This is a genomic window from Pseudomonas sp. AF03-9, assembly GCF_020515815.1.
Taxonomy (GTDB): Bacteria; Pseudomonadota; Gammaproteobacteria; order Pseudomonadales; family Pseudomonadaceae; genus Aquipseudomonas.
The window spans coordinates 706,402-730,012 of the sequence record NZ_JAHPJF010000001.1 but is presented as its reverse complement, the minus strand read 5'-3'; the positions used below and the strand labels follow the sequence as shown (position 1 = coordinate 730,012).

Genomic DNA, 23,611 nt, shown 5'->3' with positions numbered 1-23,611 from the left:
ACCCCAGGAGCCCGACCATGCTCAAAGCAGCCATTGCCCTGATGCTGATCGCAACTGTCGTGAGCCTGTTCAGTGGTCTGTTCTTCCTGGTCAAGGACGAGGGCCACTCCAATCGCCTCGTCACCGCCCTGACCGTGCGTGTGGTGCTGGCCGTGATCACCCTGGCGCTGATCACCTGGGGCTTCTTCAGTGGCCAGTTGGTTTCTCACGCGCCGTGGTAATTCACCTCACAGCACATAGACAAAGAAAAACAACCCGATCCAGACCACATCCACAAAGTGCCAATACCAACTGGCCGCCTCGAAACCGAACTGGTGCTCGGCATTGAAGTGCCCCTTGAGGATGCGCATCAGCATCACAAACAAAATGATCGTCCCGATGGTCACGTGGGCGCCATGAAAGCCTGTGAGCATGAAGAACGTTGCGCCGTACACCCCAGAGCCCAGCGTGAGGCCCAGTTCTTTGTAGGCGTGGATGTATTCCTCGGCCTGGAAGCCCAGAAACGCCCAGCCCAGCAACACGGTCAGCGCCAGCCAGATTTTCAGCGCGCCGCGATGGCCCTTGCGCAGGGCGTGGTGGGCGATGGTGATGGTCACACTGGAGCTGACCAGCAGGATGGTGTTGACCAACGGCAGCCCCCAAGGACTGATCGTGCCCTCGGGCGCGGGATGCAGTTTTGGATCAGGGTTGTTGAGCAACGGCCAGGCAAACTCGAAATTCGGCCACAACATGTGCGCAATGCCCTTTGAGCCTTCGCCCGCCAACCAGGGCGCCGACATGTGCCGCACATAAAACAGCGCACCGAAGAACGCGATGAAGAACATCACTTCGGAAAAGATGAACCAGGTCATGCCCCAGCGGAACGAGCGGTCCATCTGCGGGCTGTACAAACCGGCGCGGCTTTCCTTGATCACCGCCCCGAACCAGCCGAACAGCATGTAGGCCAGCAGTAGACCGCCGACGAAGAAGATCCACGGGCCGTGGGATTCCGGGCGTGCAGCCTTGAGATCGTTGAACCACACACCCAGGCCGTACACGGTGACCAACATGCCAAACGTGGCAATTATCGGCCATTTGCTTTGTGCTGGTACGTAGTACGTATCATGAGTCGACATGTATTCGCTCTCCTGATTGAGGGGGCAAACAGTAGCTAGCCCCCGGTGTGGACAGCCACCGGCGGTTGGCGCGCAGTGATATCAAATAGCGTGTACGCCAGGGTCAAATGCTTCACATCCTTGGGCATGTCGCGATCGACGATAAAACGTACTGGCATTTCGATGCGTTGGCCGGGTTGCAGCACTTGCTGGGTGAAGCAAAAACACTCGGTCTTGTGGAAATACATCGCCGCTTCGGCCGGGGAAATGCTCGGCACCGCCTGCGCGGTCATCGCCTTGTCAGTGGGGTTGTAGGCGACAAACAGCATCTCGGTGACGGCGCCCGGGTTGACCACCACCTCATCCGCCTTGGCGTGGAACTCCCAGACCATATCGATGGCATTGGTCGACAGGAACTGCACCCGCACCTGCCGCGAGGGGTCCACTACCTGCTCACCCTCGTACTGCCCGGCGGTCTTGCCGTTGATGCCGAACGCCTTGCACATCACGTCGTAGATCGGCACCAGGGCGAAGCCGAAGGCGAACATGGCGACCACCAGGATCAACAGGCGCGTCACCAGCCGCCTGATCGGTACGGACTCAGCCATAACGACCACCCAAAGTGAACGCGATCAATGTGGGAGCGGGCTTGCCCGCGAATGCGGTGTGCCAGGCACTGCATGTGGCGACTGATACACCACTTTCGCGAGCAAGCCCGCTCCCACAGGGGATTTGCGGTGGCTGGGTGGCCGAAGTGCTCATTTGACCTCCGGCGGCGTGGTGAAGGTGTGGTACGGCGCGGGCGAGGGCACGCTCCACTCCAGGCCTTCGGCACCATCCCACGGCTTGGCCGGCGCCGGCGGGCCGCCACGGATGCACTTGATCACAATGAACAGGAAGAAGATCTGCGTGGCGCCAAACATGAACGCGCCGATCGACGAGACCATGTTGAAGTCGGCGAACTGCAGGTTGTAGTCCGGCACCCGGCGCGGCATACCGGCCAGCCCGACGAAGTGCATCGGGAAAAACGCCATGTTCATGCCCACGAAAGACAGCCAGAAGTGCAGCTTGCCCAGGGTTTCGTCGTACATGTGGCCGGTCCATTTCGGCAGCCAGTAGTAGGCGGAAGCGAAGATGCCGAAGATCGCACCGGGCACCAGTACGTAATGGAAGTGCGCCACCACGAAGTAGGTGTCGTGGTACTGGAAGTCCGCCGGCGCGATCGCCAGCATCAGCCCGGAGAAACCGCCGATGGTGAACAGGATCACGAAGGCCACGGCAAACAGCATCGGCGTCTCGAACGTCAGCGAGCCCTGCCACATGGTGCTGACCCAGTTGAACACCTTCACCCCCGTCGGCACCGCGATCAGCAGTGTGGCGTACATGAAGAACAGTTCACCCACCAACGGAATGCCGACCACGAACATGTGGTGCGCCCACACGATGAACGACAGGAACGCGATGCTTGCCGTGGCGTAGACCATCGAGGTGTAGCCGAATAGCGGCTTGCGCGAAAAGGTCGGGATGATCGAGCTGACGGCACCGAAGGCCGGCAGGATCATGATGTACACCTCGGGGTGGCCGAAGAACCAGAACACATGCTGGAACAGCACCGGGTCACCGCCACCGGCCGCACTGAAGAAGCTGGTGCCGAAGTGGATGTCCATCAGCATCATGGTCACGCAACCGGCCAGCACCGGCATCACCGCAATCAGCAGGAATGCGGTGATCAGCCAGGTCCAGACGAACAGCGGCATTTTCATCAAGGTCATGCCCGGGGCACGCAGGTTGAGGATGGTGGCGACCACGTTGATCGCGCCCATGATCGAACTGATGCCCATCAGGTGGATGGCAAAGATGAAGAACGTCACGCTTTCCGGCGCATAGGTGGTGGAGAGCGGGGCGTAGAAGGTCCAGCCGAAATTCGGCCCGCCGCCGGGGGTGAACAAGGTGGACACCAGCAGCAGGAACGCCGCCGGCAGCAGCCAGAAGCTGAAGTTGTTCATGCGCGGCAGGGCCATGTCGGGCGCGCCGATCATCAGCGGGATCATCCAGTTGGCCAGGCCGACGAACGCCGGCATCACCGCGCCGAACACCATGATCAGGCCGTGCATGGTGGTCATCTGGTTGAAGAACGCCGGCTCGACGATCTGCAGGCCGGGCTGGAACAACTCGGCACGGATCACCATGGCGAACGAGCCGCCGAGCAAAAACATGGTGAAGGCGAACCACAGGTACATGGTGCCGATGTCTTTGTGGTTGGTGGTCAGCACCCAGCGCATCAGGCCCTTGGCGGGACCGTGGGCGTGGTCGGCGTGACCATGGTCATCGATCACAGTGCTCATGGCCGTTCTCCTGCAAACGAGTGGGCGGGGTGGTTCAGGGCAGATGCAATGAAGGAAGTCATTTGCTTTCCGCCTGTTTCAGAGCCAGCACATCCTTGGGCGTCACCATGTCGCCTTTGTTGTTGCCCCAGGCGTTGCGTTCGTAGGTGACCACGGCGGCGATGTCCACTTCCGAGAGCTGCTTGCCAAACGCCGCCATGGCGGTGCCGGGCTTGCCGAAATAAACGCGATGCAGGTGGTCTTCCTTGGGCCCGACGGCAATTGGCGAGCCCTTGAGCGCCGGGAACATCGGCGGCAGGCCCTGGCCTTCGGCCTGGTGACAGGCCACGCAGGTGGTGTGGTAGACCTTGTCGCCACGGGCCACCAGCTCTTGCAGGGTCCACTCTTTGGAGGTCAGCTCCTTGAGTTTGGCAGCCTCTTCCTTGCGCTCGCCGAGCCAAGTGTCGTAGTCGGCCCTGGATTTGACCTCGACCACGATGGGCATGAAGCCGTGGTCCTTGCCGCACAGTTCGGCGCACTGGCCACGGTAGATGCCGGGCTTCTCGATGCGGGTCCAGGCCTCGTTGACGAACCCGGGGATGGCGTCGCGCTTGACCGCGAAGGCCGGCACCCACCAGGAGTGGATCACGTCGGCGGCGGTCACCAGGAAGCGAACTTTCGCCCCCACCGGCAGCACCAGCGGCTGGTCGACTTCCAGCAGGTAATGCTCGCCCTTGGTCGCCTTGTTGTGGATCTGCTCGGCGGGAGTGGCCAGGTTGCTGAAGAACTCCACATCCTGGCCCAGGTATTTGTAATGCCACTTCCACTGGTAGCCGGTGACCTGAATATCGATGTCCGACTCGGTGCTGTCGTAGATATTGATCAGGGTTTTGGTCGCCGGGATGGCCATCGCGATCAGGATCAGCAAGGGCACCACGGTCCAGAGGATTTCCACGGTCGTGCTCTCGTGGAACTTGGCCGCCACCTGGCCTGTAGAGCGCCGGTGCAGGATCATCGACCAGAACATCGCGCCAAACACGATGATGCCGATCACCACACAGATCCAGAAAATGGTCATGTGCAGGTCAAACACAGCGTGGCTGACTTCAGTCGCCCCTGGCGCCATATTCGTTGTCCAGGCGGCGTGCGCCTGACCGAATACCGACCACAACAGAAGGCCCATCCAAACATGTGGATGTCGCGTCATTGCGGGTTCCCCTTATCGTTCTTGTTATCCCGCCGGTTTGCACCTGCGTCGAAGGGAGCGGCTTCCATACTGCTTACAACCGCTTAGCCTCACCTGCTTATGCAGTCTGGCGTCATCAGCTAATTGCGTACAAATCCGAGTATAGACAGGGTCTGCAACCCCGCAATGTGTAGGGGCAAATCAGCAAAAACGGACAGGCGGAGCCAATAAAACCGGGAGCAGAATCGTTTATCCGACGAACAATGGCGTTTCGATATAACGCAGGTGCATAACCGTGAAATAATTATGACAAATGCGTCTGAGGTGCTCGTATAAACGAGCTACCTTGTCATCTCCCTTTTCCTACACCTGTTTCACTGGAGCCCTCATGAACACCGCCGCATTGCGCGAGCAGATTTCCCGTGCCCATCAACACGAAGCCAGCACGGGCCAGTTGGCCCAGCAACTGGCAAGCCAATTGCCACGTCTGCACTCGGCCATTGCCCTGGCCGACGGTGATCGCAACATTGTCATGACGCGCTTCGTCACAGCCTACATCGAACTCGTCCCGGACCTGCTCGAAGCCGCCAATGACGTGGCCCGCGAGGCCGGTATCGAAAGCCAGATCAAGCCGGTGCTGAAGATCGCCGAACAGTTCTTCCTGCAACCGCCGGCGATCCTGGCCGGGCACGAGGGGCTCGACGGCCTGCTGGATGAGGCCTACCTGGCGCACCGCCTGGTGGAAGAAGTCAACGATCTGTATATCAAGCATTTCGGCCAGCCGCTGATCCCGGCCGATACCACGGTGGCCAACGTGATTGCGCACCAGCTGATTGGCGAAGAATTTGCCAACAGCCTGGATGAGGCCGTGCATTTGGCGGTGGATGAGATGCTCAACGAAGAAAGCTTTGCGCTGGAGTCGGTGGAGGCTTACCGCGAAACCCTTAAGAGCCCGGACACGGAAGCTGCGTGGAAACGCTGGCCGTGCCTGTCGCGGCAGTTGGGGGTTGAGTTGACGCTGGACCAGCCGGCCTGATTTCCTGCTACGCAAACGATCCAATATGGGAGCGGGCTTGCCCGCTCCCACATTTTTGATTCGGTTTCGTCAGCCTGTTGCGGGTGCGGAGCCTATCCCCGTCGTCGTTCTGACCCGCCCCTCCAACCGCCGCTTCAATCCACGCGCCTCGATCACCAGCTTCGACCCCTTCGCCGCATTGGCCCGCCCCCACTCCTCCAGCAACTCCAGGCAGGAATGGTCGATGTAACTCAGGTTGTTCAGCGGCACATGTACGGTCGTCCCCGCCGGCACCGCCGACAGCACCTGGGTCAGCGCCGGCACTTTCAGGAACGTCGCCGCGCCACTCAAACGCAGCTCCATCTCACCGTCCTGCGGCAAGTCGATCAGGCTCACTTTCAGACGCGAGGCCTTGAGCGCCAGCTTGACCAGCGTCAGCCCGAACCCCACCAGTACACCGGTCAGCAGGTCGGTAAAGATGATCGCCAGCGCAGTCGCCGCATAGGTGAACATCGGCATCCGCCCGTAACGCCCCAGGGCCTTGAACGCCTTGATGTCCACCAGCTTGATCCCGGTGTACACCAGCACGCCCGCCAGGCTCGCCACCGGGATGCTTTGCAGCACACTCGACAGCAACAACACGAAGGCCAGCAGCCACAGGCCATGGAACATGGCCGACAAGCGCGTGGTGGCGCCGGCCTGCACGTTGGCCGAACTGCGCACGATCACACCAGTCATCGGCAGGGCGCCAACCAGACCACACAGCATGTTGCCGACACCTTGAGCCGACAACTCCTTGTCGAAATCCGAGCGCTGGCCGCTGTGCATGCGGTCCACCGCCGCTGCGGAGAGCAGGGTTTCGGCACTGGCGATAAACGCCACGGCAAAGGCGGCGATCAACAGCTGCGGATCAGCCAGGTTCAGCAGGTCGCTGGGGCGCAGCCAATCGATGGCATCGGCGAGGTTTTCCGGGACCTCCACCCGCTTGACCTGCAACACCAGCAACAGGCTGACAAGCGTGGTCAGCCCCACACCCAACAGCGCGCCGGGCACAAACCGCAGGGATTGCGGGCGGAATTTGTCCCACAGGTACATCACCAGCATCGTCGACAAGCCAAGCAAGCCGGCTTGCCAGCCCAGGCTCGGAATCGCTTGCGCCACCGCAGCCGGGAAACCTGCCAGGTTATCCAGCCCGGAGGGTTTGGGCGCGCCGTCGAGCATCACATGGATCTGCGACAGCACAATCAGCACGCCAATCCCCGCCAACATGCCGTACACCACCGCCGGTGCCGTCACGCGGAACCAGCAGCCCAGGCGCAAACGCCCAGCCACCAGTTGCAGGAAGCCCGCCAGCAGCAGGATCGGCCCCAGCATCATCATTCCGTGTTGGCGCACCAACTCGAACACCAACACCGCCAGACCCGCCGCCGGACCGCTGACCTGCAGCGGCGAGCCCGCCAGCCAACCGACCACCAGGCCACCGATAATCCCGGTGATCAACCCCTTGGCCGGCGGCATCCCGGAAGCAATCGCGATGCCCATGCACAGGGGCAGGGCGACCAGAAACACAACCACCGAGGCGAGCAGCTCCCGTGGCAATACAGCTTTCAATTGAGCAGCACGCATGATGACTCTCCCGAGGCATTCGCCGGGCGCGGTAATGCCTGGCTGCATCCATGGCAGCCACCGCATCACCCGGCAGGGAAGTGTTTTAGAAGCGCGCTTTAGGCGTCGCGCAAGGAATCGGCCCTTCGCCGTTCAACGGTCTGAACGTGGCCTGATCGGCATCGTAGGCGCGGATTTCGCTGGTCTCGATGTTGTAGATCCAACCATGGATAAACAAATGACCATTGGCCATGCGCGAAGCCACGGAGGGGTGGGTGCGCAAATGTTGTAGCTGGGCGATGACGTTTTCTTCGGTCAGCACCTTCATGCTCTCGCCTTCGTTGGCGCAGTCGCAGTTGTCATGGACCATGGTCTTGGCGACCTCGGCATGCCGCAACCAGGCCTTCACCGTCGGCATTTTTTCCAGGCTGTCGGGGTTGAGCACCGCACGCATCGCACCGCAATCGGAGTGCCCGCAGACAATGATGTGCTGGACGCCCAGGGCGAGTACGGCGTACTCGATGGCAGTGGAAACACCCCCATTCATCTGGCCGTAGGGCGGCACCACGTTGCCGACGTTACGGGTCACGAACAGGTCGCCCGGTGAGCTCTGGGTAATCAGCTCGGGGACGATGCGCGAATCGGCGCAGGTAATGAACATCGCCCGCGGGCTCTGGGCCGTGGCGAGTTTCTTGAAGAGTTCTTCCTGCTGGGGGAAGACGTCGTGATGGAAATGCAAAAAGCCGTCAACGATATGCTTTAGCGCTGCATCGGCGGATTCCGCCACCTCAGGGGCTGAAGCCGACGCAGCCAACGGCTGTTTATCCTTATCACTCATGATTCATCCTCTTGGTTAATGCAGGGGAGTGTTCAAGCCAGTTCGACGCCAGGCCAATGCAATTTGTTGCAAATGCCACAAATCAGACTGCCGACTCATCAGTCACTCGCTGAACAAGGTAGCCGCCGAAACTTAACTCAAACTGAATGAACCGCTCTAGATCGCGGGTTTCAGTGATGTCAAAGTGAGACTATTCCTACAGAAAAAGTACACCTTTCCCAGCATTCTACAACAACGCCATCTGCCTGCCCGTCGGGCAGAACGCCGTGCAATCCAGGTTGAATCCTTCCCGACGGTTGAGCCCCAGGCGTTTGATGGCCTTGCTGAAGCGCTGGGCCAGCAATTCGGCAAACGGCCCCTCGCCACGCATGCGTACACCGAAGCGGCTGTCGTAAACCTCGCCACCGCGTACCTGGCGCACCAGGCTCATCACATGGGCGGCGCGCTGCGGGTAATGGGCCGCCAGCCACTCCTCGAACAGCGGCGCCACCTCCAGCGGCAGGCGCAGCATCATGTACGCTGCGCTTTGTGCCCCGGCAGCGTGGGCTTCGGTAAGCAGGCTCTCCAGTTCGCTGTCGTTGATCATCGGGATCATCGGCGAGCACAGCACGCCCACCGGGATGCCTGCCTCGCGCATCACGCGGATCGCCCGCAATCGCGCCTTGGGCGCCGCCGTACGCGGCTCCAGGATGCGCTTGAGCTCGTCGTCCAGGCTGGTGAGGCTGATCATCACGGCCACCAGGCGCTGCCTGGCCAATTCGGTCAACAGGTCGAGGTCGCGCAGGATCAGCGAGCCCTTGGTGATAATTGTCACCGGGTGCCGGTAGCGCAGCAGCACTTCAAGGGTTTGCCGGGTGATCCGGTATTCGCGCTCGATGGGTTGGTACGGGTCGGTGTTGGAGCCCAGGTTGATCGGCGCGCAGACATAGCCCGGTTTCGACAGTTGCTGTTCCAGCACGTCTGCGGCATTGCTCTTGGCGATCAGCCTGGTCTCGAAATCCAGCCCCGGTGACATGTCCCAATACGCATGGCTGGGCCGCGCATAGCAGTAAATGCAGCCGTGTTCGCAACCGCGATAAGGGTTGATCGAACGGTCGAACGGCAGGTCCGGCGAGTTGTTGCGGGTGATGATGGTCTTGGCCGTCTCGATCCGCACCTCGGTGCCCTGGCTCGGCGGCACTTCCTGATACCAGCCGTCGTCCTCGGCCACGCTGACGGTCGGCGCAAAGCGGTTATGCAGGTTGGTGGCCGTACCTCGGCCACGGGGTGGCAGCGCAGTAGACATGAAAACGCCTCGATACTGTTTTTATATACAGTATCGAGGCGCGCGGGTTCTGACCAGTGCCGTTTGGCGGCCAGGGAAGGATCAGTGCTTCTGGCGCAAGTCCGCCACGTCGCCCACTTTCACCGGCTCGCCTTTATTGCCCCAGCTGTCACGGATGAAACTGACTACATCCGCCACTTCCTGGTCCGACAGACGCCAGGCGAACGCAGGCATGGTGAAGGTGGAGGGCGCCGTGTGCGTAGCGGGCAAGGTGCCGCCGTTCAACACAATGTTGATCAACGAGGTGGCGTCCGCCGTCTGCAGCACCGGGTTGCCCGCCAGCGCCGGGAACACCCGCGTGTAGCCATGGCCGTCGGTGCGGTGACAGGCCGCGCAGTTGTCGATGTACACCGCCGCGCCGCGCCGGCTGTCATCGCCTTTCCACAAAGCGTCGGCGACCTGCTTGTCGTACTGATGCGGCTGATCCTTGGGGTCCACCGCCGGCAGGCTCTTGAGGTAACGGGCGATGGCGGTCAGGTCGTTTTCCGACATGTACTGCATGCTGTGGACGACAACATCACTCATGCCACCAAACACCGCGCTACGGTCACTGCGGCCGGTCTTGAGGAATTGCACCAGTTGCTCCTCGCTCCAACCGCCGAGGCCGTCCTTGTGATCGCCACGCAGGTTCTTCGCGATCCAGCCTTCCAGCGGCGCACTGCCGGACAGGAATGCACTGCCATCAGTGGCACTCAGGGCTTTTTCCTGCATGGTCAGGGCCCGTGGCGTATGGCATGCGCCGCAGTGGCCGAGGCCTTCCACCAGATAGGCGCCACGGCTGATCACCGGGTCGGCCTGCGCAGTTGGCTGCGGCTCGGCAACCTCAGGCGCGAACATCCAACGCCACGCGGCCAGCGGCCAGCGCATGCTCAGCGGCCAGGGAATATCACTCGCCTTGTTCTCTTGAGCGACCGGCTCCACCCCTTTCATGAAGTACGCATACAGCGCCTGCATATCGCTGTCGCTGACGCGCGCGTAAGACGGGTAGGGCATCGCCGGGTAAAGCGTACTACCGCTCTTGGCGACGCCATGGCGCACGGCCTTGTCGAAATCCTCGAAGCTGTAGTCGCCCAGGCCGGTCTTGTCCGGGGTGATGTTGGTGGAATAGATCACGCCAATCGGCGTTTCCATCGGCAGGCCACCAGCGAACGGCTTGCCGCCCTTGGCGGTGTGGCAAGCCACGCAGTCACCGGCGCGGGCCAGGTATTCACCCTGCTTGACCAGGTCGGTTTCAGCGGCGCTCACCGAGCAACTGCCGAACAGTGCAAACGTCGCGATAACAAGTGCTTTCATGGTCATCGCTCCTTATGCCTGAACCAGTGGGCCGGGGTTTTTCAGGTACTGCTCGCGGATCGCGCGGGCCGACCAGTAGGTCAACGCCGCCACCAGGCCGGTAGGGTTGTAACCCAAGCCCTGTGGGAAAGCGGAAGCGCCCGGGACAAACACGTTGTGTACATCCCAGCATTGCAGGTAGCGGTTCAACGCACTGGTCTTCGGGTCGGTGCCCATGATCGCGCCACCGTTGAGGTGGGTGGTCTGGTACGACGCGGTGTTGAAATGCTCGCCGACCTTTTTGCCCAGCACGGCAATCGCCTTGGGGTTCATCGCCTCGGCAACCTTGCCCATTTTCTCGACCATGAAGCGATTCATCTTGATGTCGTTTTCCTGCCAGTCGAACGTCATCCGCAGCAACGGCAGGCCGTAGGCATCGCGGTAAACCGGGTCTAGATCCAGGTAGTTGCCCCGGTAGGATTGATGGGCACCGTGGGCATCCATCGACACCTGGTGGGTGTAGTAATCGGCGGTGGCACGCTTCCACGCACTGCCCCAGGCCGGGGTGCCCGGCGGGTTGGACGCACCGGCAATCGGCCGACTGCCAGCCTGGTTGACCCACATCGGCGAGCCGCCAACGAAGCCATGGGGACCATGGTCGAAGTTGTCGGCGTTGAAATCATCCATCGCCACGCCATTGCCGCCCGCACCGATGAAGTTGTTGGTGTGGGTGTCCTTGTCGAAGAACGCCTTGATAGTGGCCATGTTCTGGTAGGCAAAGTTCCGGCCCACCACACCCTCATTGGTAATCGGGTCGTAGGGTTTTCCGATACCCGACAGCAGCATCAACCGCACGTTGTGGAACTGGAACGCGCCGAGGATCACCAGGTCCGCTGGCTGCTCGATTTCCCGGCCCTGGGCGTCGACATACGTCACGCCGGTGGCCTTGCTCTTGGTGCTGTCGAGATTGACCTTGAGCACGTGGGAATTGGGCCGCAGCTCGAAGTTCGGCACCTGGCGCAGCGCCGGCAGGATGTTCACGTTCGGCGAAGCCTTGGAGTACATGTAGCAAACGTAGCCGCTGCAAAACCCGCAGAAGTTGCATGGGCCCATCTGCGCACCGTAGGGGTTGGTGTAGGGCCCAGAGGTGTTGGCCGATGGCAGGTTGTAGGGTTTGTAACCCACATCGCTAGCCGCTTTCTGAAACAGCTGTGCGGAGACGGTGTTTTTCTGCGCCTCCAACGGGAATGGGTTGGAGCGATCCGGCGCATACGGGTTGCCGCCACGGCCTTCACCGACCAACTGGCCTTTGACGGTCCAGGCCTGGCCGGAGGTGCCGAAGACTTTTTCCGCGTAGTCGAAAAACGGCTCCAGCTCTTCATAGCTGACGCCAAAGTCCTGGATGGTCATGTCCTTGGGGATGAAGTTTTTGCCGTAACGCTCTTCGTAATGGCTGCGCATGCGCAGCTCGATCGGGTCGACCCGAAAATGCACGCCCGACCAGTGCAGGCCCGCACCGCCGACGCCATTGCCCGGCAGGAACGCACCCAGTTGGCGGTTGGGCAGGGCCACATCATTCACGCTATGGCGAATGGTCACCGTCTCTTTGGAGATGTCCTGGAAGAGTTTTTTACGCACGCTGTAGGTCAGTTCGTCGATGACCTGCGGATAGTTGCCATCCGGGTACGTGTCCTGCATCGGGCCGCGCTCCAGCGCTACCACGTTGAGGCCCGCTTCAGTCAGCTCCTTGGCCATGATCGCGCCGGTCCAGCCGAAGCCTACGATCACAGCGTCTACTTTCTTCATGATGGTCGCCACGTTTATGCCCTCTCGCCGCGGATGGAAACTGCCGGGAAGGGGTATTGCTCGTTGCGTTCAACCCAGTCCATGAAGTCGGCGCGAGCGCCGGGGAAGCCGATCATGGTCCAGCCGACCATGCCTTTGTTGCCACCGTGGATCGGGTCGCAGAAGAAGCCTTCCTTGGTGTTTTGCAGCAGCAGGTTGAAGAAAATCTTCGGCGGCACCGCGTCGAAATGCGCGGTCACCTCACTGCCCCCAGCCTCCAGGCGACGCAGCATATCGTCTCGGGTAGCGCTGTCTTGCGCAGCAAACACTTTGCCGTTGAACGCTTTCGACCATGCATCCGTCGCGGCGATGCCCAGACGATAGATGTCCTTGGGCACCAGTTTGCTCTGCCAGCCCATCTCAGGCGGCGCGTCGGCATTGAACGGACCCTGCATGAACCACAACGCACCACTGGCGTAAGGCGTGTTCATCTGACGGTCGATGTATTCCGGCACACCGGCTTCCAAGGCGCCTGGGCCCTGGGCATCGGTAGGAATCAACTGCGCGACGGCGGCGTTGATAAACGCCCACTCTTCTGCAGTGAAGTAACTTGGCTCGTAGGCCTTTTCGTTGACCGGCGCCTTAGCCGGGCTGGCCTGTGCCGGCTCGGGCGTAGCCATCAACATCGAGCCGCCAAGGCCGGTACTGGCAACCGTGACCACCGGGATCAAGGTCAAGGATTTGCGCAAAAAGTCACGCCGGGGGTTGTCTTGATCTTGATCAGACATGGGTGCACCTCATCATGTGGTCACGGGTTCGACAGCCGCTTCTTGGGAGCGGCTTGTGGTGTGCGGGCAGCGTGTTGGATAGAACGCAGCGGCAATCAATAGTTACAAATGATAGCAGCCTAACCATCAACAGAATCGTTTCAGCGACTAAAGACTGAGGATTCACGCTTTTTTGACGGGCGCCTCACGCCCCATTGACCCCCCGCAGACCAATCTGCGCGCTATCTACCCACAGCCCATTCGGTGACGTTGCCCATGTTCAAGAATCGCTGGCTGCCAGCGCTCGGCCTGGCACTTACTGCACTGTTCGCCACGGTTTATGCCCAAGCCGATGACAGCCCTTCCATCCGCTCAGCCGAGTGGGCACAGCCCGTGGGCAGCCAATACAACCTGCACCAGATGACGCCGACGCTGTATCGCAGCGCTCTGCCGGACAGCAGCGCCGTGCCACTCCTGCAAAAGCTCAAGATCGGTACCGTGATCAACTTCCTGCCCGAGTCGGATGGCAACTGGCTGAAGGCTGCGGGCATCCGTCAGGTCCAACTGAGTTATCGCACCAATCATGTGGATGATTCCGACGTGCTGGCAGCACTCAGAGCAATCAAGGAAGCCGAGGCCAACGGCCCGGTACTGATGCACTGCAAACACGGCTCCGACCGTACCGGCCTGATGGCAGCGATGTATCGCGTGGTGGTGCAAGGATGGAGCAAGGAAGAGGCGCTGAACGAGATGACCCTGGGCGGCTTTGGCACCAGCAATGGCTTCAAGGACGGCGTTCGCTACATGATGAAGGCCGATATCGACAAGTTGCGTACAGCACTGGCGAATGGCGATTGCAGCACCAGTGCATTTGCACTGTGCTCGATGAAGAGCTGGCTCAACACGGCTGGAACCGGCCGTGTTGAACCAACGAACGATACGGGATTGGCGATAAAACCCTGAATGGGCGTCAGTCTTTTTTCAGTTTCGGGTTAGGAAAAAACTGTACCGCCTGCACCTTCGGGTCCGGCGCCTTCAGCGCCGAGGTATTCACCCGCGTGCCCAATTCCTTGGGTACCGACAGACCCTGATCATTGAGCGTGTCGGTATAACCGCAGGCCACACACTCACGGTGCGGCACGCTGTCTTCAGTCCACATCTTCAACTTGTCCGGCTCGCTGCACGCCGGGCAGACCGCGCCGGCGATAAATTGCTTTTTGGTCACCACAGGTCCTTGACTCATGCTGCCGCGCCCTCACTCAGGCCGCTGTGGCGCAAGAGTGCGTCAATCGACGGTGCACGTCCGCGGAAGTCGACGAACAGCACCATCGGCGCCTGGGAGCCACCGCGTGCCAGGATCGCCTCACGGAATGCGCGGCCGGTTTCGGCATTCAGCACGCCGTCTTCTTCGAACTTGGAGAAGGCATCGGCGGAGAGCACTTCGGCCCACTTGTAGCTGTAGTACCCAGCCGCATAACCACCGGCGAAAATGTGCGCAAAGCTGTTCGGAAAACGGTTGTAGGCTGGCGGACGCATCACCGACACCTCATCGCGCACGCCTTCGAGCACCTGGGCCACACTGCGGCCGTCGCCGTGGGTGGCGTGCAGCTCGAAGTCAAACAGCGAGAACTCCAACTGGCGCACCATCATCAGGCCGGACTGGAAGTTTTTCGCCGCGAGCATTTTTTCCAGCAGGTCCTGGGGCAGCGGCTCACCGCTCTCATAGTGACCGGAGATCAGCGCCAGGCCTTCCGGCTCCCAGCACCAGTTCTCCATGAACTGGCTTGGCAACTCCACCGCATCCCAGGCCACGCCGTTGATGCCGGACACGCCAGCGTGCTCGACGCGGGTCAACAGGTGATGCAGGCCGTGGCCGAATTCGTGGAACAGCGTAGTCACTTCATCGTGAGTCAGCAGGGCAGGCTTGCCACTGTCGGCCGGGGTGAAGTTGCACACCAGGTTGGCCACCGGGCTTTGCAGCACGCCGTCGATCTTGCGGCGACGGTCGCGCGCGCCGTCCATCCAGGCACCGCCACGCTTGTTGGCGCGGGCGTACAGGTCAAAGAAGAAGCGGCCAACGTGCTGGCCGTTTTCCTTGATTTCAAACAGGCGCACATCCGGGTGCCAGGTGTCGAAGCCCTTCAGTTCGGCGATCTCGATGCCGTACAGGCGTTGCACGATGGCGAACAGGCCGCCGAGCACCTTGTCGATCGGGAAGTAGGCACGCAGCGCTTCCTGGGACACGCTGTAACGCTGCTCACGGAGTTTTTCGCCGTAGAAACCACTGTCCCAGCTTTGCAGGTCGGCACAGCCTTGCTCGGCAGCATAGGCCTTGAGCTGTTGCAGGTCCTGGGCGGCAAACGGCTTGCTGCGCTTGGCCAGGTCACGCAGGAAGCTCAGCACCTGGTCGCTGGACTCGGCCATCTTGGTGGCCAGGCTCAGTTCGGAGAACGAGGCGTAGCCCAAGAGTTGAGCAAGCTCCTGACGCAGGTCGAGGATTTCTTCCATCACCGGGCCGTTGTCATTCTGACCGGCATTCGGGCCTTGGTCTGACGCACGGGTGCAGTAGGCCGCGTAGACCTCTTCACGCAGGGCGCGGTCCTGGGCGTAGGTCATTACCGCGTAGTAGCTCGGAAATTCCAGGGTGATCAGCCAGCCATCGCGGCCTTTGGCCTGGGCAGCGCCAGCCATCTGCGCCTTGGCCGAGTCGGTCAGGCCGGCGAGGGTGGCTTCATCGGTAACGTGTTTGGTCCAGGCCTGGGTCGCGTCCAGCAGTTGGTTGGAAAACTTGCTGCCCAACTCGGAAAGCTTGCTCTGCACTTCGGCGTAGCGTTTTTGCTGCTCCGGCGGCAAATCGATACCCGACAGGCGGAAGTCGCGCAGGGAGTGTTCCAGGATAGTTTTTTGCGCCACGTCGAAACCGGCCGCTTCCGGGCTGTTGGCCAGGGCTTCGAAAGCCTGGAACAGCTCGCGGTTCTGGCCCATCTCGGTGGAGTAGGCGCTCAACGCCGGCAGGCAGCCTTCGTAGGCTTCGCGCAGTTCAGCGCTGTTGCACACGGCGTTGAGGTGGCTGACCGGGCTCCAGGCGGCGCCCAGGCGGTCATTCAGTTCGTCCATGGCCAAGACCAGCCCGGCCCACGTAGGATTTTTCCCCTGGCTTTGCAGGATGCCTTCGATGGCGACACGGTTGTCGGCGAGGATCTGTTCGATGGCCGGCTGTACGTGCTCGGCACGGATCGCCGAGAACGGCGGCAGGTCGTAGGGCTGCAGAAGAGGGTTGTTCGCGCTCACGGTGGGTACCTTGGCTGAAGACATGTAAGAACAAAGATGGGGCCATCTTAATTACAATCAACGCCCACCGCAGCTATCAGCAGAAGAGAGAGAAGCTATCGTGACCCTTCGCACCTATCAGAACCACACGCCAGCCCTGGGCGCCGGGGCTTTTGTCGATATTTCGGCGGTGGTGATCGGCGATGTCGAAATCGGCACCGACAGCTCCGTATGGCCACTGACCGTGATCCGTGGCGACATGCACCGCATCCGCATCGGTGCGCGCACCAGCGTGCAGGACGGCTGCGTGTTGCACATCACCCACGCCGGGCCTTTCAACCCGGACGGTTTCCCGCTGCTGATCGGCGATGACGTGACCATCGCCCACAAGGTCATGCTGCATGGCTGCACGGTGGGCAGCCGGGTCCTGATCGGCATGGGCAGCATCGTGATGGACGGTGCCGTGGTGGAAGATGACGTGATCATCGGCGCCGGCAGCCTGGTGCCGCCAGGCAAAAAACTGCAAAGCGGCTTTTTGTATGTGGGCAGCCCGGTTAAACAAATCCGCCCACTGACTGACAAGGAACGCGCGTTTTTCACCTACAGTGCGGCGAACTACGTGAAGCTCAAAGACCTGCACCTGGCTGAAGGATTCGATCAATGACCCTGCATTACCCAACCGTGCTGTTCGACCTGGATGGCACCCTCACCGACCCGCGTGAGGGCATTACCCGTTCGATCCAGTACGCCCTCGCCAAGCTCGGTATCGACGAGCCGGACCTGACCAGGCTCGAACACTTTATCGGCCCGCCATTGCTGCAAGCCTTCATGCAGTTTTACGGTTTCGACGAAGCCAAGGCGTGGGAAGCGGTGAACTTCTATCGCGAGCGCTTCAAGGTCACCGGCCTGTATGAAAACCGCGTGTTCGACGGCGTGATGCCGTTGCTGGAAGAATTGAACAGCCAGGGCCGCCAGTTGTACGTGGCTACCTCCAAGCCGTGGGAATTCGCCCGCGAGATCGCCCGGCATTTCGACTTTGCCAAGCACTTCAAAGTGATCTACGGCAGCGAGCTGGACGGTACGCGCACGAACAAAGTCGAGCTGATCGCCCATTTGATGCGCGAAGAAGGCCTGGACCCGGCGACCACCCTGATGATTGGTGACCGCAAGCACGACCTGATCGGTGCGCGTAGCAACGGGCTGGATTCGGCGGCGGTAGGCTATGGATTTGGCAGCTTTGAAGAGTTGCATGCCGAGGCGCCGACTTGGCACTTCGAGACGTTGGCCGAGATGCATCAGGCGTTTTTGCAGCAGCCTTGAAACCGCTATCGCAGGCAAACCAGCGCCCACATCCGACTGTATTCACACATCAAAATGTGGGAGCGGGCTTGCCCGCGATGAGGCCCTAAAGCCCCTCCATCTCCAACTGCCTCAACGCCACCTTGCGCTGCTCCACCGGCAACGCCCCCATCCGCTCCACCGCCGCATAAAACCTCAGCCAATCCCCACCTTCTTGCCGAAACAACGCCGCAAACGCCGGCACCCACTGGTCATACAGCCCGAATGGCAACAGCCGCGCATTGTTCATCGGCTGGTTGATCCAGGCGTCATAACGCTTGTCGCCCGCCCACTGGGTGTCACGCATCTGCCGGTAATCGCTGCGCAAGCGCTCAAACTCAAGCGCTTTGGCCGCCCGCATCGCCTCCTTCGACAGCGGTTGGGCGTAGAGCTTTTCCAGACGCTGGCGAGTATCGAGAATCAGCCGGATAAACTGGTCACGTTGCTGCAACGCCCCATCGCCGAGCGGCGCCAGCCCCCGTGCGGCACGCCACTGGCGCGTGCCTTCCTGCTCGACGAAGTTGGCAAATGACTCGTTGAATTCGGTGTCGTCCTTCACATAGAAACGTTGGTGCGCCAGCTCATGAAAGATCAGCGTGGCCAGACGCTCGTCACCCCAGTTCATCATCGAATTCAGGATCGGGTCGTTGAACCAGCCCAGGGTCGAGTAGGCCTCGACGCCGCCAATCGACACGTCCATGCCTCGCTGGCGCAACAACGCCGCTTCACCCCGTGCAGCGCCCTGGTTGTAGTAGCCGCGATAGGCGACGCAACCGGCGATGGGAAAGCAGTGGGTTTCAGGCGACAGGGAAAATTCTGTCGTGGCGAAGACATTCCACACCACATAGGGCCGGCCAATGTCGGCGTACAACCTGTAGCTCTGGTTGTCAGGCAAATGCAGTTGTTCGCTGGCAAAGGTCCGCGCCTTTTGCGCTTGCGCCAGGTGTTCACGCAGCAGTTGGGGGCGAGAGGGGTCGGCAATGACCGTGGAAACCGGCTCTCGAGCGCGCAGCAATTGCCACTGGCCGCTAGCCAACTGGCCGTAATAGCTGACACTTGAGCAGCCGCTGAGCAGCAGCACCATCAACCCCGGAAGAAAACGCCTGACCATGCCCCAACCGCTCCTGGGTGATTTGCTCGCAAGACTATCGCGCCGGCACGGAATTTTTCCATGGCCTGCGGTGTTTATACTCATGGGGAGCCTGCAGCGTCAGGCTCAATTCATTTCTTTCATTGAGTGCCCGCCATGCGTCAGCTCTTGCTTCCCGTCGCCGTCCTGCTGCTCAGCGCCTGCACCTCGACGCCGTTACCGGCAGTCGATCCGCAACAGGCCTGGGTCGATTTCACCACCCCGACACCGGGCGCCAAACTGCTCATGGCGCAGCGCCTGGACGGCAAAAACCTCAACGATGGGCGCTTCTTCCAAGTGCCGCCCGGGCGCCACGAGCTGATGGTGCGTTTTGATTTCGAGGTGCCGACTGGCGGCGGTTTCGGCGGGTTGGGGCAGACTGCCGAGCGCACCTGCTTCATAACGTTGCAGTACGACCACTTCCAGGCAGGCCAGCGCTATGTGCTGGAAGGGCGCTCGCTGGCGTACACCCCGAACATCCGGCTGTACAACGCCGCGCGCAAGCTGCTGGCCGAGGAGCGCAGCGTCAACTGCCTCTGATCAGTCGTTGTTCTTCTGGTAAATGATGGCCTTGGTGCCGTTCTCACAGCTGCCGACGACCATGGCTACATCGTGCTTGTCGGCTTCTTCCTTGGTCACGATCTCCAAGGTGTAGGACGGCACGGCGTTCGCCTGGATCTTGATCTCGATCTCTTTCCTGAGCTCTTCACAATCTTTGGGGGCGGCCACGGCCGAAGTGGCCAACACACCGCAGATGATCGCCAAAGCAAAACGTTTCATGTGTGAAGCTCCCTGAATGCATTGCGCACGGGTGTGCGCCTAGGCTGCAATGGCTATAGGACCATAGTTTGCCCACGCAGGTTCTGATTTAACGCAAAACCAATATGGAAACGGGCCTGCTCGCGAAGGCGCGGTATCAGAAACACATTCAGTGGCTGACACTGCGCGTTCGCGAGCAAGCCCGCTCCCACATTTTTTGACCCGCGGTATCAGCTAACCAGCGTCGCATCCAGGCTGATTTTCGCATTCAGTACCTTGGACACCGGGCAGCCTTCCTTGGCCTTTTTGCTCAGTTCTTCGAACTGCGCCTGGCTCGCGCCCGGGATCTTGGCCTTGAGGATCAGATGCACCGCCGTGATCGCAAAGCCGCCATCGACTTGATCGAGGGTCACTTCAGCCTGGGTGTCGATGCTGTCAGCCTTGAGCCCGGCATCGCCGAGAATCATGGAGAACGCCATGGAGAAACATCCGGCGTGGGCCGCGCCGATCAGCTCTTCCGGATTGGTGCCCTTGCCACCTTCAAAACGCGCCTTGAAGCCGTAAGGCGCTTCGCGCAGTACCCCGGTTTCCGTGGAAATGGAACCCAGGCCCGTCTTCAAATCACCTTCCCAATGTGCAGATGCTTTTTTCACGATACTCATAGCGGTCTCCTCGAACGATGGTTTTGCGTCAGTAAGGGTTCTGAGGATAGTCGGACAGGCAAAGTTCATCCTGTCGGAGAAACCTAGCAATTAAGTAGGAAATTTCCTGCCGTGCTATTGAATCTCGGGTATATGCCCTCATTGCATATAACATGCACATGAAGCGCCAGGTCTTGGTTCGTCTACACAGCCTGCGCGCCCCCTTGGAGAAGCAGGCTTATGAAATCGCTGTCCGACGTGAAATTCTCGACCCTCGACCTCGTGCCCGTGCGGGCCAACGGCAGCCCGGCGCAGTCGTTGCGCAATTCCCTGGACCTGGCCCAGCACGTGGAAAAGTTCGGCTACAACCGTTTCTGGGTGGCGGAACACCACAATATGGACGGCATCGCCAGCTCGGCCACCTCGGTGTTGCTTGGCTACCTGGCCGGCGGCACCTCGACGATTCGCGTCGGCTCTGGCGGCGTGATGCTGCCCAACCACGCGCCGCTGGTGATTGCCGAGCAGTTCGGCACCCTGGAAAGCCTCTACCCCGGCCGTATCGACCTGGGCCTGGGCCGCGCGCCCGGCTCCGACCAGATGACCGCCCGCGCCCTGCGCCGTGAACGCTCCGGCAGCGCCGACGAGTTCCCCGAGGACGTCGCCGAACTGATGGCGTACCTCGGCCCGCGCACCCCGGACCAACGCATCATCGCCGTACCCGGCACCGGCACCAATGTGCCGGTGTGGCTGCTCGGTTCCAGCCTGTTCAGTGCACAACTGGCTGGTGAGCGCGGTTTGCCCTACGCCTTCGCCTCCCATTTCGCACCGCGCTTGATGCACGAGGCGATTCGCGTCTACCGCAATCACTTCAAGCCTTCAGCCGTGTTGGATAAACCGTACGTGATGCTCGGCATTCCGCTGGTGGCGGCGGACACCGATGAGCAAGCCGACTATCTGGCCACCTCGGTGTACCAGCGCATCCTCGCGCTGATGCGCGGGCAAAGCCTGGTGCAGCGCCCACCCGTGAACAGCATGGACGGCCTGTGGCTACCCCATGAAAAAGATGCCGTCGGCAGCTTCCTTGGCCTGGCGATGGTCGGCAGCCCGGCAAAAATCCGCGCCAAACTGGAAGTGCTGATCGAACAAACCGGTGCAGACGAGTTGATCTTTACCTGCGACCTGTACGAACACGCCGACCGGATTCATTCCTACGAACTGCTGGCGCAGTTGATGAAGGGCTGAAGAACGCACTTATGGCGAGGGAGCTTGCTCCCTCGCCACAGGTGCCGGCAACACGGGGTCAACCGCGTTTGTAGACAATTTCCTTGGTGCCGGCTTCACACGAGCCAACCACTTTGGCGTCGCCCGCAGCACCTTTCTCCACAACGTCCAGGGAATAGTGCGCAACGCCCTTGGCATCCAGTTTCGCTGCAATCTCGCTCTTCAGCTCGTCACAAGGCTTGCCCGCCGCCAGGGCCGTACCCGCAATGCTCAACAAACCTACCGCTAGCAGAAACTTCTTCATCCGTTACCTTCCTTGCGCTGTTCAAAAAGAGCGTGCCGACGCTCGTGGCGTCGGCACCCATTGGTTGTAGCGCAGGTTATGGCAATCGGCCAGTCGGCAAGTTCAACCGCGGCGATCAACTACTGGCGATTCGGAACCCCACCTTGAGCGTGACCTGAAAGTGTGCGGCCTTGCCATCCTTGATATGCCCACGGGTATCGACCACCTCGAACCACTCCAGGTGCTTGATGCTCTTGTTGGCCTCGGCCAGCGCATTGTTGATGGCGTCTTCGATGCTGGAGGTGGACGAGCCCACCAATTCCACTTTTTTGTAGGTGTGATGATCAGACATGGTGTTTCTCCTGAGGGTCGTCAATAAAGCCTAGCAGTCAATGTTCATACTGCTTCTGGCGACCGTTCCTACGCGAAAGTTCAGATTTACTGCACTTTCTGAAAGCGCTGGAGTCGGTATCTACACACGCCACTCAATCACTTCAGGAGAATCCACATGGCCAACACTTCTTTACGCAAAGCGTCGCTGGAAAGCATGGAAGCCGAGATTTCGAGCCTGCTCAAGTCTCTGGAAAGCCTCAAGGACGACGCGTCCGACGAGTCGCGCAAGACCTTGAAGGCCCTGAAAAGCAACGCCGAGAATGCCCTCAAGCATTCCCGCCACCTGATCAGCGATGCCTACGAAGAAAGCAAAGTGAAAATCCGCGAAACCGGTGTTGCAACCCGGGACTACGCGCAGGAGCACCCATGGACTACAGCCGGTGTGGCGGTAGGTGCATTGGGTCTGCTGGCTGCTTACTTGCTGTGCAAACGCGGTGACTAAACCGGCGGGTGCTCAAGCTCAGCCTTGAGCCACTGCGCCAGTCTCCCGGCGCGCCCGTCTGCGGCGCGCTTGGGCAGCCACAACGCCAGGTGCGCCGGGGTTTCGCTGAAACCCCACGGCGCCACCAGGCGACCCGCGCGCAAGTCCTCGGCCACCAGCGGCTGCGGCGCAATCGCCACGCCCAACCCGGCCACCGCTGCTTCCAGCAAATAATACAAATGCTCAAACCCCTGGCCGTGTTTCAACGCACCGGGCTCAATGCCGTGTTGCTGTGCCCAACTGGGCCAGGCTTGCGGGCGCGAAGTCGTGTGCAGCAAGGCTTCGCCGCACAAGGCCGAGGCGGGCGCATGCCGCAGCCGCTCGTAGCCGGCAAAGCGTGGGCTCAGCACCGGGCCGATGCGTTCGCTGGCCAGTTCATACACTTGCATGTCCGCCGGCCACGGTGGTTCGGCGAACACCAGCAAGGCGTCCAGTCCCGGACGCCGTGGGTCAAGATCACCGTCACCCGCCGACAGGTGCAGACGCAAATCCGGCAGGTCTGCATTCAGGCGGCCCAGGCGCGGAATCAACCAGCGCGCCAGCAAACTGCCTGAACAACCGAGCACGAACGGCGCGTCGGCGCTGGCCTGGGTCAACTCTGCACACACATCCCTCAAGTGCTCGAACGCCTCGGCACTCGCGTCACGCAGGCGCACACCGGCATCTGTGAGTTTAAGGCCACGCCCATCCTTGACGAACAGGCTCACGCCCAAGTGCTCTTCCAGCACCTTCAACTGGCGACTGACCGCGCCGTGGGTCACATGTAATCTCTCGGCTGCCTGGCTGACGCTGTTCAATCGCGCAGTGGCTTCAAACGCACGCAGGGCGTTAAGGGGCGGAAGGTCGCGGCTCATATGTGAGTTTTCCTGACATGTTGCAGCGATCT

Annotated in this window: 26 protein-coding genes; 8 read left to right on the top strand and 18 right to left on the bottom strand. The window is 60.8% G+C overall.

Annotated elements, in window-relative coordinates; all coding sequences use genetic code 11:
- Positions 1-17: 17 nt before the first annotated feature.
- Positions 18-221, top strand: a complete 204-nt coding sequence (locus LIY36_RS03335; protein WP_017528731.1) for a twin transmembrane helix small protein — start codon at positions 18-20, stop codon at positions 219-221.
- Between the two features lie 6 nt (positions 222-227).
- Here LIY36_RS03335 and LIY36_RS03330 read toward each other — a convergent pair whose 3' ends face one another.
- The 4 genes from LIY36_RS03330 to coxB form a co-directional block, all read right to left on the bottom strand.
- Positions 228-1,115, bottom strand: a complete 888-nt coding sequence (locus LIY36_RS03330; protein ID WP_192298186.1) for a cytochrome c oxidase subunit 3 — start codon at positions 1,113-1,115, stop codon at positions 228-230.
- 35 nt (positions 1,116-1,150) lie between these two features.
- Positions 1,151-1,702 carry a cytochrome c oxidase assembly protein gene (locus tag LIY36_RS03325; RefSeq protein WP_192298185.1) on the bottom strand — a complete coding sequence of 184 codons (552 nt, stop codon included), beginning with the start codon at positions 1,700-1,702 and terminating at the stop codon, positions 1,151-1,153.
- 150 nt (positions 1,703-1,852) lie between these two features.
- Positions 1,853-3,439, bottom strand: a complete 1,587-nt coding sequence (ctaD, locus tag LIY36_RS03320) for a cytochrome c oxidase subunit I (RefSeq protein WP_017734710.1) — start codon at positions 3,437-3,439, stop codon at positions 1,853-1,855.
- A gap of 58 nt (positions 3,440-3,497) precedes the next feature.
- Positions 3,498-4,625, bottom strand: a complete 1,128-nt coding sequence (gene coxB / locus LIY36_RS03315; RefSeq protein ID WP_192298184.1) for a cytochrome c oxidase subunit II — start codon at positions 4,623-4,625, stop codon at positions 3,498-3,500.
- Positions 4,626-4,992: 367 nt separating this feature from the next.
- Between coxB and LIY36_RS03310 the strand changes: the two genes are divergently transcribed.
- A complete protein-coding gene (locus tag LIY36_RS03310) occupies positions 4,993-5,640 on the top strand; it encodes a hypothetical protein (protein ID WP_226454792.1) in 648 nt (215 codons plus the stop codon).
- Positions 5,641-5,709: 69 nt separating this feature from the next.
- Here LIY36_RS03310 and LIY36_RS03305 read toward each other — a convergent pair whose 3' ends face one another.
- From LIY36_RS03305 to LIY36_RS03280, 6 genes are all read right to left on the bottom strand, one after another.
- A complete protein-coding gene (locus LIY36_RS03305) occupies positions 5,710-7,245 on the bottom strand; it encodes a SulP family inorganic anion transporter (RefSeq protein ID WP_192298182.1) in 1,536 nt (511 codons plus the stop codon).
- 85 nt (positions 7,246-7,330) lie between these two features.
- The gene (locus LIY36_RS03300) at positions 7,331-8,062 is read right to left on the bottom strand and encodes a carbonic anhydrase (protein WP_226454791.1); all 732 of its coding nucleotides are present in this window, start codon (positions 8,060-8,062) and stop codon (positions 7,331-7,333) included.
- Positions 8,063-8,288: 226 nt separating this feature from the next.
- A complete protein-coding gene (locus tag LIY36_RS03295; RefSeq protein ID WP_226454790.1) occupies positions 8,289-9,347 on the bottom strand; it encodes a PA0069 family radical SAM protein in 1,059 nt (352 codons plus the stop codon).
- 81 nt (positions 9,348-9,428) lie between these two features.
- Positions 9,429-10,679 carry a cytochrome c gene (locus tag LIY36_RS03290; protein WP_226454789.1) on the bottom strand — a complete coding sequence of 417 codons (1,251 nt, stop codon included), beginning with the start codon at positions 10,677-10,679 and terminating at the stop codon, positions 9,429-9,431.
- A 12-nt stretch (positions 10,680-10,691) separates the two neighbouring features.
- Entirely contained in the window at positions 10,692-12,476 is a 1,785-nt protein-coding gene (locus LIY36_RS03285; RefSeq protein WP_226454788.1) for a GMC family oxidoreductase, read from the bottom strand.
- A 2-nt stretch (positions 12,477-12,478) separates the two neighbouring features.
- Positions 12,479-13,231, bottom strand: a complete 753-nt coding sequence (locus LIY36_RS03280) for a gluconate 2-dehydrogenase subunit 3 family protein (RefSeq protein WP_226454787.1) — start codon at positions 13,229-13,231, stop codon at positions 12,479-12,481.
- A 255-nt stretch (positions 13,232-13,486) separates the two neighbouring features.
- On the opposite strand from LIY36_RS03280, the gene LIY36_RS03275 reads away from it, so the two are divergent.
- On the top strand, positions 13,487-14,173 hold the full coding sequence (locus tag LIY36_RS03275; protein WP_226454786.1) for a phosphatase domain-containing protein: 687 nt from the start codon (positions 13,487-13,489) through the stop codon (positions 14,171-14,173).
- 7 nt (positions 14,174-14,180) lie between these two features.
- Here LIY36_RS03275 and LIY36_RS03270 read toward each other — a convergent pair whose 3' ends face one another.
- Both LIY36_RS03270 and prlC read right to left on the bottom strand, forming a co-directional pair.
- Positions 14,181-14,453 carry a YheV family putative zinc ribbon protein gene (locus LIY36_RS03270; RefSeq protein ID WP_226454785.1) on the bottom strand — a complete coding sequence of 91 codons (273 nt, stop codon included), beginning with the start codon at positions 14,451-14,453 and terminating at the stop codon, positions 14,181-14,183.
- Positions 14,450-16,525 (bottom strand): oligopeptidase A, encoded by a 2,076-nt coding sequence (prlC, locus tag LIY36_RS03265; RefSeq protein ID WP_226454784.1) that lies wholly within the window; start codon positions 16,523-16,525, stop codon positions 14,450-14,452. The genes LIY36_RS03270 and prlC overlap by 4 nt, the downstream gene beginning before the upstream one ends.
- A gap of 76 nt (positions 16,526-16,601) precedes the next feature.
- Here prlC and LIY36_RS03260 point away from each other — a divergent pair, with 76 nt between their 5' ends.
- Entirely contained in the window at positions 16,602-17,144 is a 543-nt protein-coding gene (locus LIY36_RS03260; protein ID WP_192298173.1) for a gamma carbonic anhydrase family protein, read from the top strand.
- A complete protein-coding gene (locus LIY36_RS03255; protein WP_226454783.1) occupies positions 17,141-17,800 on the top strand; it encodes an HAD family hydrolase in 660 nt (219 codons plus the stop codon). Before LIY36_RS03260 ends, LIY36_RS03255 begins: the two co-directional genes overlap by 4 nt.
- An 85-nt stretch (positions 17,801-17,885) precedes the next feature.
- Here the strand turns inward: LIY36_RS03255 and LIY36_RS03250 are convergent, their stop codons facing one another.
- Positions 17,886-18,929: an aminopeptidase gene (locus tag LIY36_RS03250; protein ID WP_226454782.1), complete on the bottom strand. Its 1,044-nt coding sequence runs from the start codon at positions 18,927-18,929 to the stop codon at positions 17,886-17,888.
- 135 nt (positions 18,930-19,064) lie between these two features.
- Here LIY36_RS03250 and LIY36_RS03245 point away from each other — a divergent pair, with 135 nt between their 5' ends.
- Positions 19,065-19,487 carry a PA0061/PA0062 family lipoprotein gene (locus LIY36_RS03245; RefSeq protein WP_192298170.1) on the top strand — a complete coding sequence of 141 codons (423 nt, stop codon included), beginning with the start codon at positions 19,065-19,067 and terminating at the stop codon, positions 19,485-19,487.
- Here the strand turns inward: LIY36_RS03245 and LIY36_RS03240 are convergent, their stop codons facing one another.
- Both LIY36_RS03240 and LIY36_RS03235 read right to left on the bottom strand, forming a co-directional pair.
- Positions 19,488-19,727, bottom strand: coding sequence for a DUF1161 domain-containing protein (locus LIY36_RS03240; RefSeq protein ID WP_192298169.1), 240 nt, complete (start codon positions 19,725-19,727; stop codon positions 19,488-19,490).
- Positions 19,728-19,936: 209 nt separating this feature from the next.
- Positions 19,937-20,368, bottom strand: coding sequence for an OsmC family protein (locus LIY36_RS03235; RefSeq protein ID WP_192298168.1), 432 nt, complete (start codon positions 20,366-20,368; stop codon positions 19,937-19,939).
- Positions 20,369-20,587: 219 nt separating this feature from the next.
- Between LIY36_RS03235 and LIY36_RS03230 the strand changes: the two genes are divergently transcribed.
- On the top strand, positions 20,588-21,589 hold the full coding sequence (locus LIY36_RS03230; protein ID WP_192298167.1) for an LLM class flavin-dependent oxidoreductase: 1,002 nt from the start codon (positions 20,588-20,590) through the stop codon (positions 21,587-21,589).
- Positions 21,590-21,647: 58 nt separating this feature from the next.
- Here the strand turns inward: LIY36_RS03230 and LIY36_RS03225 are convergent, their stop codons facing one another.
- Both LIY36_RS03225 and LIY36_RS03220 read right to left on the bottom strand, forming a co-directional pair.
- Positions 21,648-21,872, bottom strand: a complete 225-nt coding sequence (locus LIY36_RS03225) for a DUF1161 domain-containing protein (protein WP_192298166.1) — start codon at positions 21,870-21,872, stop codon at positions 21,648-21,650.
- A 115-nt stretch (positions 21,873-21,987) separates the two neighbouring features.
- Positions 21,988-22,203 (bottom strand): dodecin, encoded by a 216-nt coding sequence (locus LIY36_RS03220; protein WP_003220389.1) that lies wholly within the window; start codon positions 22,201-22,203, stop codon positions 21,988-21,990.
- A gap of 156 nt (positions 22,204-22,359) precedes the next feature.
- Here LIY36_RS03220 and LIY36_RS03215 point away from each other — a divergent pair, with 156 nt between their 5' ends.
- Entirely contained in the window at positions 22,360-22,686 is a 327-nt protein-coding gene (locus tag LIY36_RS03215; RefSeq protein WP_003170746.1) for a DUF883 family protein, read from the top strand.
- On the opposite strand, the gene LIY36_RS03210 is transcribed toward LIY36_RS03215, so the two are convergent.
- Entirely contained in the window at positions 22,683-23,579 is an 897-nt protein-coding gene (locus LIY36_RS03210) for a LysR family transcriptional regulator (protein WP_192298165.1), read from the bottom strand. The genes LIY36_RS03215 and LIY36_RS03210 overlap by 4 nt on opposite strands.
- Between the last annotated feature and the right edge of the window lie 32 nt (positions 23,580-23,611).